At 36.0% G+C, this 13,069-nt stretch carries 12 protein-coding genes; 3 read left to right on the top strand and 9 right to left on the bottom strand.

Going from position 1 to position 13,069, the window contains the following annotated elements; genetic code table 11:
• The first annotated feature begins 253 nt into the window (after nucleotides 1–253).
• A complete protein-coding gene (locus DSM03_RS15265) occupies nucleotides 254–1,789 on the top strand; it encodes a glycogen synthase (protein ID WP_128762618.1) in 1,536 nt (511 codons plus the stop codon).
• Here DSM03_RS15265 and DSM03_RS15260 read toward each other — a convergent pair.
• On the bottom strand, nucleotides 1,786–3,519 hold the full coding sequence (locus DSM03_RS15260) for an APC family permease (RefSeq protein WP_128762617.1): 1,734 nt from the start codon (nucleotides 3,517–3,519) through the stop codon (nucleotides 1,786–1,788). The genes DSM03_RS15265 and DSM03_RS15260 overlap by 4 nt on opposite strands.
• A 283-nt stretch (nucleotides 3,520–3,802) precedes the next feature.
• Between DSM03_RS15260 and DSM03_RS15255 the strand changes: the two genes are divergently transcribed.
• Nucleotides 3,803–4,381 carry a DUF4202 domain-containing protein gene (locus DSM03_RS15255; RefSeq protein WP_128762616.1) on the top strand — a complete coding sequence of 193 codons (579 nt, stop codon included), beginning with the start codon at nucleotides 3,803–3,805 and terminating at the stop codon, nucleotides 4,379–4,381.
• A 17-nt stretch (nucleotides 4,382–4,398) separates the two neighbouring features.
• On the opposite strand, the gene moaA is transcribed toward DSM03_RS15255, so the two are convergent.
• From moaA to DSM03_RS15215, 8 genes are read right to left on the bottom strand one after another with little or no spacing between them, the layout of a single operon-like run.
• Nucleotides 4,399–5,406, bottom strand: coding sequence for a GTP 3',8-cyclase MoaA (moaA, locus tag DSM03_RS15250; RefSeq protein WP_128762615.1), 1,008 nt, complete (start codon nucleotides 5,404–5,406; stop codon nucleotides 4,399–4,401).
• On the bottom strand, nucleotides 5,399–6,316 hold the full coding sequence (gene moaCB, locus DSM03_RS15245; protein ID WP_128762614.1) for a bifunctional molybdenum cofactor biosynthesis protein MoaC/MoaB: 918 nt from the start codon (nucleotides 6,314–6,316) through the stop codon (nucleotides 5,399–5,401). Before moaCB ends, moaA begins: the two co-directional genes overlap by 8 nt.
• Before the next feature lie 40 nt (nucleotides 6,317–6,356).
• A complete protein-coding gene (locus DSM03_RS15240) occupies nucleotides 6,357–6,785 on the bottom strand; it encodes a molybdenum cofactor biosynthesis protein MoaE (RefSeq protein WP_128762613.1) in 429 nt (142 codons plus the stop codon).
• Nucleotides 6,786–6,787: 2 nt separating this feature from the next.
• Complete coding sequence (locus tag DSM03_RS15235; protein WP_128762612.1) at nucleotides 6,788–7,840, bottom strand: HesA/MoeB/ThiF family protein; 1,053 nt, start codon at nucleotides 7,838–7,840, stop codon at nucleotides 6,788–6,790.
• Nucleotides 7,841–7,849: 9 nt separating this feature from the next.
• Nucleotides 7,850–8,089, bottom strand: coding sequence for a MoaD/ThiS family protein (locus DSM03_RS15230; RefSeq protein WP_128762611.1), 240 nt, complete (start codon nucleotides 8,087–8,089; stop codon nucleotides 7,850–7,852).
• Nucleotide 8,090: 1 nt separating this feature from the next.
• Nucleotides 8,091–8,663 carry a molybdenum cofactor guanylyltransferase gene (mobA, locus tag DSM03_RS15225; protein ID WP_128762610.1) on the bottom strand — a complete coding sequence of 191 codons (573 nt, stop codon included), beginning with the start codon at nucleotides 8,661–8,663 and terminating at the stop codon, nucleotides 8,091–8,093.
• A 4-nt stretch (nucleotides 8,664–8,667) separates the two neighbouring features.
• Nucleotides 8,668–9,009, bottom strand: coding sequence for a winged helix-turn-helix domain-containing protein (locus DSM03_RS15220; RefSeq protein ID WP_128762609.1), 342 nt, complete (start codon nucleotides 9,007–9,009; stop codon nucleotides 8,668–8,670).
• A 2-nt stretch (nucleotides 9,010–9,011) separates the two neighbouring features.
• A complete protein-coding gene (locus DSM03_RS15215; protein ID WP_128762608.1) occupies nucleotides 9,012–10,187 on the bottom strand; it encodes a molybdopterin molybdotransferase MoeA in 1,176 nt (391 codons plus the stop codon).
• Between the two features lie 245 nt (nucleotides 10,188–10,432).
• Here DSM03_RS15215 and DSM03_RS15210 point away from each other — a divergent pair, with 245 nt between their 5' ends.
• A complete protein-coding gene (locus DSM03_RS15210) occupies nucleotides 10,433–12,754 on the top strand; it encodes an FdhF/YdeP family oxidoreductase (protein WP_128762607.1) in 2,322 nt (773 codons plus the stop codon).
• Nucleotides 12,755–13,069 lie beyond the last annotated feature (315 nt).

The raw sequence follows: 13,069 nt of genomic DNA, 5'->3' as shown, positions 1-13,069 counted from the left end.
ATGTTTTTGTTGATTTTAAATTTAGAATTAACCTTTAATTAATATTATAAATAATAATTTTATAAAGTTTATATAGTTAAAGAAAGGTTTTGAAATACATATTCTAAAATTCAAATATAAAATGAATATTATGAAGAATAATGAATAATTGAGTATCGATTTATTAATTATTAATTATTAAGGGTGTAAATTAAAAATATATCAAAGGCCCAAATTTTTGATATGAAAATTTCTAACAGATCAAAATCAACTAATGAGGAATTTTTTATTTGTTTCTGCTGAAAATGACGCCCTTGCAGATTGTAAAGCGGGAGGTATGGCAGATGTTGTAAGAGACATACCCCGGCAAATTGCTGCAACTGAAGATCAGGTACATGTTATTGTGCCAGCCTATAATAGACTCCATAAAAATGGGCGTTTAATAACAGAACTTAAATTCAATATTAGAGGGGAAGAGACTGTAGCAGAACTTTATGAGGTTAAGCCTAAGAAAGAATTTATTGGCATTGCACATTATGTAATACATCATCCAGAAATTGTAGAAGGTAATATCGCTCATATTTACAACGATGATCCTGAAGAGCCTTTTTTTACAGACACCATTAAGTATTTCATTTTTAATACAGCAGTAGCACAGGCTATTAAACAGAATATTTTTGATAACATAGATGTTATTCATTTACACGACTGGCACACGGCGTTGCTATTGTTTCATAGGAAATTTCATCAAGATTATGCTATATTAAAACAGAGTTGGTTTGTTTACAGTATACATAATTTGAGCTTGCAAGGCATACGTCCGCTGAATGACAATTTTGCATCTTTAAATAATTTTTTTCCGGAAGTCGGCTACGAGTATGAGATTGTAAAAGATGATCGTTATAACGACTGCATCAACCTGATGGCAGTAGGCATTCGCCTTGCTGATGAAGTACATACGGTGAGCCCATCGTATATGCAAGATATTATGAAGCCCAGCCATAAACCAGAATTTATTGGAGGTGAAAGTCTTGAAGAAGACTTGAAGAGGGCTTTTGCAGAAGGACGCTTACACGGAATACTAAATGGTGTAAATTATCACAATATGCGCGTCGCTCAAAAGGGAAAATTATATCCTAATATTCTTCGTCAATTATTTAAATGGATACAGGAAGAGTCTAAAAAATACAAAGCAGATATTCTTGCGAATACAGGCGAAAAGGTAGTAAACCTTATTGAGAACCCACCTAGTTTTGTGGTTTCTAGTGTTGCCAGAATGACCGAGCAAAAATTCTATTTCTTCAAAAAACAACCCGAAGCACTCAAAGAGATCTTAACAAAACTAGAAGCGCGTAACGGTATATTTATTTTGTTGGGAACTGGAGAACCAGAATATGAAATGCTTATGCGAGAGATTAGTTATGAGCACCCTAATTTTATTTTTATAAACGGCCAATCTGAAGATATTATAGATTCTATCTACCTGGAATCTGATCTTTATTTTATGCCTAGTCTTTTTGAACCTTGCGGAATAAGCCAGATGCTCGCCATGCGTAACGGAGTTTTATGCTTAGTACATCACACCGGCGGTTTGATTGATACGATAGATACGGGTAAGAATGGCTTTTCATTTAAAGGTGAAAACATTACAGATACAATTGCAAATATGGTAGCCTCTTTTGATAGTTGTATGGATGTTTATTTTGAGGATAGAGTCAAATGGAATAAAATGAGACGCAAAGCGAAAGCGGTACGTTTTTCTTGGGAAAATTCTATTAAGGAGTACTACAGTAAATTATACACCTATTAGATTATCAGCCTAACTTCTCCTAATTCTTCGACTGAAAAGACGGAATCTTCGTTAGGTGAGCCTATAAACATAAAATTAGTTGGTATATTCCAGCGTTTTGATAATTCATTTATTTTTTCAGGACAAAATGTACCGGGCTCTACTATGTATTCAATATCAATTTCAGGATAGGCCCGGTCTAATACCTTAATGTCACCGGGCAGCGTTGAAGCTTCTATTTCTTCAGAATCTCCTACACTTACTATTTTTAGTCGTTTTGTAGGTTCGTTATGAGATACATACTGCATAACCTTGTTGAGCGTAGCGATGTTATCGTTTTTTGTGAAAAACACAAATTGCTGACTATTTACTTTCTTGAGAAGTTCTTTTGTTTTTCGGTTTAAACGAGCAAAAAGCTTTCCGCCGTCAGGAAAAACATAATCCAATAGTTTTAAAAAAGCCTTGAATATACTTACGCGATACAGCATAAAAAACACTACAAACAATGTAGGAATGAGGTATTCAAAGAATATAATGAGATAACCGGGATTGAGAATGACGTTACCTATAATTGCTGCAGTAACAGCTGCAATTGCAATAAAAAGACCTATCCATGAAGAGCGTTCTGGTCTGGGAAGCTGACTTCTTTTTATCTTTAAAAGTACCGTACCTATACCGAACAAGACCATTACAAGCAAAAAGGCAATGGTGTAAATACCCGCAAGCTGAGCAAGGTCTCCACCGGTAACTAACAGTATTGAAGCGCAAAGACCAAAGAAAAGAATAAAAATAATATAGGAGCTTCCTTTCGCATTTTTCTTTAATAAAGGACTAGGAAGAATTCGATCTAATGCCATACGCTCCATCAGCCCCCCAACACCTACAAATGATGTTAACACCGCTCCACTAAGTACCAGAGCCGCATCTATACCTACAATTAGAGATAGCCAGTTTCCACCAGAAAGTCTACCTAAATACGATAGTAAGGCATCTTGATTATCTACTACTGTATTGATAGGAATAATCGCTAATGCTAAAAACGCAATCAACGGATTGAAGATGGTTACCACAATCCACATGTTGCGTAGCGTTTTTGGAAAGACCCCTTTTTTCTGCTCTTCCACATAATTTGCCGAGCTTTCAAAACCACTTATACCCAGCATCGCTGCAGAAAAACCTAAGAATAATGCTGTTGTAATACTAGTTTTAATAGGATGATTAAAATTTTGAATTAGGGTGTCAAAACCTTCGGTTAAAAAGAAATAAATACAGAAACCACAAAGTAAAGTAAGTGAGGTAAGATGAAACAGAAAGATTGCGATAGCTACCTTAGAAGATTCCCCGATTCCCAGAATTACAAGTCCCATAAAAATCAGCATAAGGCCTATGGTTACCGGGATAACCGGGATAAATTCCCAGATGCTATGAACATATTTGATCGCTTCGGTTGCAGAGATGACACAGGTTGCCATATAGCTTAGCACGGTGAGTGCTGCAGCAAGAGAAGCTGTAGATTTTTTGGTTGTATTTAAAAGGGCGTTATATGCGCCGCCATTTAAAGGTAATGCGCCAACAACTTCCCCATAAATTTTTCTAAAAAAGAAAAGAACTCCCGCAACTATTAAAAGAGATATCCATGCATATTGTCCGGCATAAACAATGGCCAATGCAGATACATAAAGGCAAGAGGAGCTAATATCATTACCACAAATTGCAGTTGCTTCGAGTTGATTGAGCTTTTTCTTTGACATGCGAATATTGATTTTTAAACAGATTAAAAATACAACATCTTAAAGCTGTTCTATAAAAGTAAGCAGGTTTAGTAATAGATTAACAGGTTTTAATTTTAGAATAATATTCGGCAACTAGAACCTATAAAAAGTAAATGAGAAGTTATAGATAATAATATTCTTCTGATTTTTAGCTTTATTTAGTTCTTTACTTAACAATGAATAACTTTGATCCATATCAGCGCTATTAAACAATTACGTCTTGATTTTAAATCAATTCGAAAACCAAAATATATATTTGAGCATGACAAAATTTCAACAAGCTATAAAGGCAATAGATAAAGAAAATTCTCAAGATTCTAATAGAGAACTTGTTGAAGGAAAAAGCTATCCTAAAGAGCTTTTATATTCTGAAAGAATGACGCGGCAATTACTTTTATTTGAGCCTAAAGCTTCAAAAGAACTACAAATTGCCGCACGAGCACAGCATATTTGTCGTTGGAAAAGTCCACGGGAAGATTACCCTATGGATCGTATAGGCTATTTAAAATGGCGGGAAGATCTAAAAAAAATGCACGCTAAGCTTACAACCAATATCTTAGAGCAGTTAGATTTTGAAAAAGACTTTATTGATCGAGTTCAGTTTTTGATCAAGAAAAAACTCATAAAAAAAGATGAAGAAACTCAAACTTTAGAAGATGTGATCTGCCTGGTTTTTCTACAGTACTATTTTGAAGATTTTGCGTCAAAACATAAAGGAGAAAAAGTCATAAATATCATTCAAAAAACCTGGTTAAAGATGTCCAAAAGGGGTCAGGCAGAAGCTTTAAAACTTCCTCTAAATGATAAAACTTTAGAATTAGTAAATAGGGCGTTAGCTTAATTAAAGTAAGTTTTAATTTACCCGCCAATCGCGATCATACTGCGGTTATTGTTGTGCAAATCAGGATTGGTCAATTGATTAAAATCAGTCATCCCGGCGCGTACAGCTTTCTTATTATTGAGGGCTAGGTCTATGAGATCTTCTAGTTTTTCGCCTTTGCGGAAAGCTTTCAGAAGATTTGTTTCTTCATTAGAAAAAAGACAGTTTTTTAATTTTCCATCTGCTGTAAGTCTGATACGGTTGCAACTGTCACAAAAGGGATTGGTCACCGAACTTATGATCCCAAAACTTCCTTTAAAACCTTCAATCTTAAAATTACGAGCCGTAAAATTTTGCTCATTTGCTAGCGGCTTTAAAGCTTCAATGCCAAAATAGTTTGTTACTCGATTTATGATTTCAGCTTCACTAACCAATTTATTTTTGTTCCATTCGTTTCCGTCAAAAGGCATAAACTCAATAAAACGCACATTGATATCTTGATTTTTAGTGAGTTTGATAAAATCTACAATCTCGTCCTCGTTAAAGTCTTTCATCAAAACTGCATTGATCTTTACATGAAAACCTTCCGTTACGAGTTGGTTAATATTTTCAAAAGCCTTTTTGTACTGATCTCTACGAGTGATTAACTTGAATTTTTCAGCATCTAAGCTATCTAAACTTACATTGATATCATTTAAGCCATAACGTTTAAAATTCTCAATATAACGATGCGTTAACAATGCATTTGTAGTAATAGATAGTCTTACGGGCAGGTTTGATAAGCGTCTGAGAATATCACTAAAATCTTTACGAACAAGTGGTTCACCACCGGTTAGCCTTATTTTATCAACACCATTTGCTACAAAAACTTTAGCAAATGCTTCGATCTCATCTGCAGTCATAAGATTTGCCCGCGGACTCAACGGTATCCCGTCGTGAGGCATACAATACGTGCAACGTAAATTGCACTTTTCGCTGAGCGAAATGCGCAAATAGTTATGCGTTCTGCCGTGTGTATCTGTTAATATTGAGGTTACGTTATTCATTTTTGTTGTGTTGAGCGCCCCTTAAGATTTTAAAGACATGCAATAAATGCGGAAAAACAGCATCCATAGATTCTTTTACGCCGTTAGTAGAGCCGGGGAGTGCAAGTACCAGACAATTGCCTAAAGTTCCCACTACGCTTCGCGAAAGCATCGCATACGGCATGCGATCCTGACCATATTTGCGAATGGCTTCTTCGACCCCGGGAATGCGTCGTTCAAGAATAGGGTCTAGAGCTTCTGGTGTTACATCGCGAATGCTTAAGCCAGTACCGCCTGTATATATAAGTAGGTTTACGGTCTCTGAAAGTTCTATTGCTTTGTCACGTATGGTTTGCAAATCGTCTGGAATAATCTCATACCCCTGAATTTGCACATCATGAGACTGAAGGTTTTCAATAATAGCTTTCCCGGCTTTATCTTCTTTTTTTCCTTCAGAAATAGAGTCTGAACATACAATAATATGTGCACTCAAGCGCGACGGATTCTGATCTTTAAAACTGCTTTTACCTCCTTTTTTATGGAGAAGTTTTACATTCTTGATCTCGATACCTTTATCTATGGGTTTTAGCATATCGTACATCGTAAGCGCAATTACCGATGCTCCGTGCATAGCCTCAACTTCTACGCCCGTTTTGTAAACCGTTTTTATGGTTATCTCTATAAAAACGTTTAAACCTTCAATTTTATAATCAACAGCAGTGTATTCAATAGGTATCGGGTGACAATCCGGGATGCTGGTATGTGTATTCTTAACCGCAAAAAGTCCGGCGGTTTTGGCCATCTCAAAAACATTGCCTTTTGGGACTGAATTTTTTTGAAGAGCCTCAATCGTTTCGATTTTGCTCACCGTGACTGTTGCTTGCGCAGTTGCTGTGCGTAGCGTGTTTATTTTATGGGTGATATCTACCATAATCTTATTCTGTATTTGTTGTTTACCAAAATCCTTTAAATTAGCTGTTCACTTTCCACTGGTGAGTTGCATCTTCAAAGATCTCTTTCCCATAAATAGGTGTACGATCTTTTACTTGATTGACTAACCATTCTGTTGCGGCATAAACTTCATTTCTACGCTTTGCGGAAACAAAAACAAAGAAGCATACTTCGCCGGTTTTGATAGTACCCAGACTGTGATAAATGTGCATACAAATCAAATCGAACTTTTCAAAAGCCTCTTCCCGAATCTCATGCAGTTTTGTATTTGCCAATTCTTCATAGCAGGTATATTCAATTGCAGCTACTTTTTTGCCTTCAACTTCATCTGCACGTACCTGACCTAAAAATATGTTATGCGCACCTATACTGGTTTTTGTCTGATGTTTAGCAATAGATTCTCCTATAAAATCGCTGGATATGGGACCGCTTATAAATACTTTTTTCATTATTACTGTTTTAAAACTGAAGAGTTAGTGATTAATACTTCTAATTGAGAAGCACTCTCTTGAAGTGCTCTGGTATTTTTAAAATTATATTCTTGTAAAATAGTGACAGCTTTTGCTGCTCGTAATCCGCTTTTGCAGAAGACTAAATAGGCTTGCTCTTTATCCAATTGATTCATTGTTTCTTTAAAATTAGATAGGGGCAGCTCAAGAATATTGTGATATTGTATTCGTGGGTGTTCATTCAATTCCCGAACATCTATCAATTTATACTTTTCTAATAGACTCGAATGGAATGGCTTTGGTTCTATTTTTTCTGAAGTATATTCAGTATCTAAAAATGCGTGTGTAATTTTAATCTGTTCATTTTTAGAGAATTGAAACTTGTGCTGACTGGCAGTAAGCGTATTATATAACAGTAATTCTCCTGAAAGCACGTTCTCAGTGCCTAAAATGATTTTCATTACTTCTTGTGCCTGCATCAATCCTATCAAACCTACACTCGTTCCTAAAACTCCTGCTTCAGCACAACTGGGCACTTCAACAGCTTTGGGGAATAAGCAACGATACGTAGGACCATTCCTATAATTAAATACTGAAACCTGGCCTTCAAACCGGTGGATGCTTCCATAAACAAAAGGTTTTCCTGTTAATACAGCGGCATCATTTATAAGGTATCTAATCGCTATACGATCTGTTGCATCAACAATAATATCATATTTTTCAAATAGTTGTAATGCATTTTCAGCCGTTAAATATTCAGTATAGACAGTTATGTTGCAAGCCGGATTTTGGTTGTTTAGAAAAACTTGAGCTTCTTCAGCTTTAAACTTTCCGATAGAATTATTAGAAAATAAGATCTGCCTGTGTAGATTAGATTCTTCAACACGATCACCATCTACAATTCCTAAGTTTCCAATTCCGGAGGCAACCAGATAGGGTAGTAGAGCACAACCGAGACCTCCAGTGCCAATAACAAGCACTCTGGCTTCAGTCAGTTTTTGCTGACCTTGTTCTCCTATTTGAGGAAGTATTATTTGGCGTTGATATCTACTCATATTAGTTAGTTAACCACCTGCATAAGGAGGTAATAATGCAATCACATCACCGTCATTCAATTTTTTGGACTCTTCCTGATTTATCAGGACATCATTTATTGCCAGTTGAAACGGAATGTGACTTATAGGGTTATTCTGTTTCATTTGCTCTAGTAATTCATTAGAATTCTTCACCTCAATCTCACGGGTTTCTTCGTGATTACCCATCACGTCAACCAATTGTCCAAAATATTTTAGAGTAATTTTCATACTATTCAATTTGCTCCAGTTGTTTCAATTCTTCAGGAGAATTAATGTTGGTTAGTGACTTAGAGTCTTCTATTTCGATCTCCTGATACGGGTGTTCTTTTATAAAATCTATAAGTTTTAAACGGTCATTTTCTATAGCATTTTCTATAGCTGATAAAAGGCTTTTTGAATAAATCCCGACTAAAGGATGCCAGTTTTTACCAGAGGTTGCAAAAGATATTTTGGTATCATTTTCTGCCTTTTTCAAAAGGGTATATAGTGTATCTACAGTTAGTAGTGGAATATCACAACTCAGCATAAAAACCTTTTCAGTTTGTGTATGATTGAGCGCTGTTTGAATACCTCCCAATGGACCTCTGCCTTTATAATTGTCACTAAGTAATGGAAATCCCAAACTCAAGTAATCCTGATTATCCGTAACTAAAAAAATATTAATTGTAATTTTTTCTAAAGAGCTGATAATGTTTGTGATAATCGGCTTATCTTGAAGTGTTACTAAACCTTTATCTCTGCCCATACGGGAGCTTTTTCCTCCACATAAAATATAAGCTGGTATGTTAGCTAAAGCATTCATAAAACTAGCTTTTGACCTCTTTTAGCGTATTAAATTTTTCATTTAAAAATGCTTCACACGCTTTATTTAGCGTTTCAAATTCTTCTATCATTTTGTGGCCATAATCTGTAACAGCTGTTCCGCCACCATCTTTACCGCCAGTATTTGTAATTACGAGCGGTTGTGATGAGCTGGTGTTCATTGTATTTATAAGATTCCATGCCTTTTTATAAGACATACCGATGGCTTTTGCCGCAGCACTTATAGATCGTGTTTCGGCTACTTTTTTTAGTAAGATTACTCGACCATAGCCTAAGAAAACTTCTCCTTCTTGTTCAATCCAAATTCTGCTTCTCACTTGTTTCATATTTAAAAGCTTAGATCTATATAATTTACCAGATCACCTGTCTTTAATGCAGTTTCTGTTTCTGGTACAACAAGTAAAGCATTGCTCAGAGCATAGGTGTTGAGCATAGAACTCGCTTGCCCGGTGTAAGGTGTGATTTTAGTATTTAAAACACCCGCTTTTAAGAAGAGGGTTTTACCAATCTTGTTGTTTATATCTTCAGTAAGTTCTGCTTTTCGTTCATTTAGGAAGGGTTTTAAACTACCCATTCTGCTATGTAAATGCGGTAATACATAAATATATAAAGCCGTAAGGCTAGAAGCCGGATTACCAGGTAAGCCAAAAACTGATCTACTTTCAATTGTACCAAACCATAATGGTTTTCCGGGTTTTTGATTTACTTTATAAAAGTGTTCTTTAACGCCATTATTCAGTAATGCTTCTTGCACAAAATCATAATCACCTACTGAAATTCCACCTGAAACCAAGAGAACATCAGAATGTTGTAGTGCTTTTTTAACTGCTTCTTGAGTGGCTGCTAGTGTATCTTCAGCTTTTGAGATTTGAACCTCAGTAATACCTATTCGGCTTAAAGCATTTTTAAGCATTATCCCGTTGCTTTCATAAATATGATTGGGTTTTAACGGGGTACCGGGTTTTTGCAATTCATTACCCGTCGTTAAAATTGTCACTGAAGGTTTGCGGTAAACTTCAATGTGCGTAAGACCGAGACCTGCTATAAAACCTATTGTAGCCTCATTAACCTGATGCCCTTTTTTAAGTACAAGAGTCCCCTCGGTAATTTGCTCACCAACGGGTCTGACATTAGCTTTTCTATTTGGTAACCTTTCAAGAATGAGTTCGTCTCCACGACGTGTGGTGTGTTCTTGTATAACAACAGTATCAGCAGCATCAGGAACTGGTGCTCCTGTAAAAATACGAATTGCTTCTCCTTCCTTTAGGTCAGGGGTTTCAGTATCGCCGGCTTGTACCTGTCCTACAACTTTTAATTGAGTTTTACCGGTATGAATAAATGCATAACCGTCCATCGCAGATTGTCTAAAGGAGGGAAGGTTAATAGGTGCCATTAGATCTTGAGCTAAAAAATATCCGAACGTATTTTCAAGATCAACCGTTACAGTATCAAGTTGTTTTGCATTCTTAATAATAATTTCTTGAGCTTCGGTTACTGAAATCATATATTTAAAGCGTTATGTCTTAGCGAATATAACGATATGTTTTAGTAGTTAGGTAAGGATTACCAGCTATTAACAGCTTTTTATCAATTTGAAATAACTCGCAAATTTATCGCGAACTGTTTTCTTTGAAGCTTTTAGTTTTTTCTTAGTAGTCATCCCTATATTTTATGGTTAAATTGATTGAAAATAAATGGGAGAATTAGAGCGTCTTTCTTCTCTGATTGTAAACGAATTAAAAGATCAAAATGGCTAACGACTTTAAGAGAAATGTATCTATAACCGGAATTGAAGAATTTACTAATATAAGATTAGGAGAACCTGTGCGTGATGCAGCAGGAATGCTGGGGGTTAAGGAAGCACTGAAACACGGCTTTAAAGAAATGGGCGTTTTAAGATCTATGGGTGCATTGCTCAAAATGAACCAGAAAGATGGTTTTGATTGTCCCAGTTGTGCGTGGCCAGATCCTGAAAACAGGTCTCTGGTAGCTGAATATTGTGAAAATGGAGCCAAGGCACTAGCTGATGAAGCAACTACTGCAAAGGCAGATGCTGGTTTATTTAAAAAATGGACGGTTGAAGAATTATCTCAACTTTCGGACTACGAACTCAATAAATTTGGCCGTTTGATAGAGCCATTAGTTCTTAGGCCTAATAGTGTGCACTATGAGCCAATTACTTGGACAGAAGCTTATGGTTTAATCGCTAAACACCTTGAAAGATTAGAGCATCCTGACGAAGCAATCTTTTATACGTCTGGTCGCTCTAGCAATGAAGCTGCATTTTTATACGGGATGTTTGCTAGAGCTTTTGGTACTAATAATATGCCCGACTGCTCCAATATGTGCCACGAGTCTAGTGGTGTAGCGCTGGGTGAAACTTTAGGAATAGGTAAGGGGTCAACTGTTTTAGAAGATTTATATGAAGCTGAAGTAATCATCATTGCTGGTCAAAATCCGGGAACTAATCATCCGCGTATGATGTCTGCTCTGGAAAAATGTAAAAATAACGGAGGAAAGATAATTAGTATCAATCCGCTGGAAGAGTCAGGGTTGGTGAATTTTAAAAATCCGCAGCATTTAAGTGGCACCCTTGGTGGTGGCGTGCAGATGGCAGATTTGCATCTTCCTGTAAATATTAATCAGGATATTCCGCTGATGAAATTGATTCTTAAAAAGTTAGCCACTTTAGATTCTATAGATCACAAGGTTTTTGACCATGCTTTTATAGAAAAATATACCGCGGGATATGATGCTTTTTTAGAGGGTATAATGCAATACGATGAAGCAGATCTGTTAGCCCGTGCCGGTGTAAAGGAATCTGATGTAAACAAAGCCGTAGCAATGCTTCGTAATTCTGAACGAATTATTGTTTGCTGGGCTATGGGATTAACTCAACATAAGAATGGTGTAGAAAATATACGAGAGTTTGTAAACCTGTTATTATTAAAAGGAGCCTTAGGAAAACCTGGGGCCGGTACCTGTCCGGTAAGAGGTCATAGCAATGTACAAGGTGACCGTAGTGTGGGTATTCAGCATTTTGTTGACGAAGCGATGAATGCACGGATAAAAGAATTTATGCATTTTGATCCGCCTACCAAAAAAGGATTAGATGTGGTTGAGTCTATGGAAGCGATGCACGACGGCAAAGCAAAAGCATTCTTTTGCCTAGGTGGGAATTTCCTGATGGCCGCCTCAGACACAAATTATACCGCTGAAGCCATACAGAACTGCGAGCTTTCAGTACAAATAAGTACAAAACTTAATAGAACCCATTTGGTTACTGGCAATACGGCTTTGATCTTACCAACACTAGGACGTTCTGAGAAAGATAATATGAAAGGAAAACAGCAATACTTTACCGTAGAAAATAGTATGGGAAAAGTGAGTCAGTCTAAAGGAATTCTAAAACCAGTTTCAGGAAATGTAAAAAGTGAACCACTTATAATTGCCGAGATAGCCGATTCCTATTTTAAAGGTAACCATCCTGTAAATTGGAAGGCAATGGGAGAAGATTATGGGATTATAAGAGAATATATTGACCTCGTTGCTAAAGGCTTTAATGATACTTCTAAGCGCTCTGAAGGTCACGGGTATTATTTGCCTAACAATGTGCGTAATCTTGATTTTAGTATGCTTCCGGAAGGGAGAGCACAAATTACGGTTAATAAGTTACCGCAGCATACTTTAGCAGAAGATGAATTTATGTTGATGACCATTAGATCACATGACCAGTTCAACACGACAATTTATGGCCTTAACGATAGATATCGTGGAGTTTATAATGAACGTCGTATAGTTTTTATGAACCAAAAGGATATGGATAAACTTGGTTTGCAAAAATTAGATGTGGTTGATATCACAAGTGAATATGATGGCATACTTCGGAAAGCGAATAAATTTCTAATGATACCTTATAATATCCCAAAAGGGAATATCGCTTCATATTTTCCCGAAACTAATATTTTGGTCCCGTACAATCATTTTGCAGAACGTAGTCAAACACCAATTAGTAAATCTGTGAGAGTGAAAATTCATAAACAAATCAAAAAAGTAGATGAAGTGGTTTAGTTGATTCAATATTAAAATTAAGAATAGCCCTTACAGTAAATAATGTAAGGGCTATTTTTTTAAGAAATTTTGGAAAAGAAAATTTTCAATTTCATTTTTAGTATATCAAGTTTAATATAGCCTGCATATTTTAGATTCATTTTTTTGATAAAAGCTTAGTAAATACGCTGTTTAATAAGCTTTTAATTTTATAAGTGTCTAAAAAACAGTTATTAATGCTATTTGGACAATTTAGTACCCTTATTGTGACAATTACTACCCGAGAACAAGACGTTAAAATTTTTAACATTGCTCTATAGTATTACGAAATCGTTT

The sequence above is a fragment of the Leeuwenhoekiella aestuarii genome, assembly GCF_004104055.1.
Lineage (GTDB): Bacteria > Bacteroidota > Bacteroidia > Flavobacteriales > Flavobacteriaceae > Leeuwenhoekiella > Leeuwenhoekiella aestuarii.
This window is presented reverse-complemented; position numbering and strand designations above follow the sequence as displayed.

Excerpts from the sequence above, each read along its gene's own strand:
- DSM03_RS15265 (WP_128762618.1), top strand. The coding sequence starts at position 254 with ATGAGGAATTTTTTATTTGTTTCTGCTGAAAATGACGCCCTTGCAGAT.
- DSM03_RS15260 (WP_128762617.1), bottom strand. The coding sequence starts at position 3,519 with ATGTCAAAGAAAAAGCTCAATCAACTCGAAGCAACTGCAATTTGTGGT.
- DSM03_RS15255 (WP_128762616.1), top strand. The coding sequence starts at position 3,803 with ATGACAAAATTTCAACAAGCTATAAAGGCAATAGATAAAGAAAATTCT.
- moaA (WP_128762615.1), bottom strand. The coding sequence starts at position 5,406 with ATGAATAACGTAACCTCAATATTAACAGATACACACGGCAGAACGCAT.
- moaCB (WP_128762614.1), bottom strand. The coding sequence starts at position 6,316 with ATGGTAGATATCACCCATAAAATAAACACGCTACGCACAGCAACTGCG.
- DSM03_RS15240 (WP_128762613.1), bottom strand. The coding sequence starts at position 6,785 with ATGAAAAAAGTATTTATAAGCGGTCCCATATCCAGCGATTTTATAGGA.
- DSM03_RS15235 (WP_128762612.1), bottom strand. The coding sequence starts at position 7,840 with ATGAGTAGATATCAACGCCAAATAATACTTCCTCAAATAGGAGAACAA.
- DSM03_RS15230 (WP_128762611.1), bottom strand. The coding sequence starts at position 8,089 with ATGAAAATTACTCTAAAATATTTTGGACAATTGGTTGACGTGATGGGT.
- mobA (WP_128762610.1), bottom strand. The coding sequence starts at position 8,663 with ATGAATGCTTTAGCTAACATACCAGCTTATATTTTATGTGGAGGAAAA.
- DSM03_RS15220 (WP_128762609.1), bottom strand. The coding sequence starts at position 9,009 with ATGAAACAAGTGAGAAGCAGAATTTGGATTGAACAAGAAGGAGAAGTT.
- DSM03_RS15215 (WP_128762608.1), bottom strand. The coding sequence starts at position 10,187 with ATGATTTCAGTAACCGAAGCTCAAGAAATTATTATTAAGAATGCAAAA.
- DSM03_RS15210 (WP_128762607.1), top strand. The coding sequence starts at position 10,433 with ATGGCTAACGACTTTAAGAGAAATGTATCTATAACCGGAATTGAAGAA.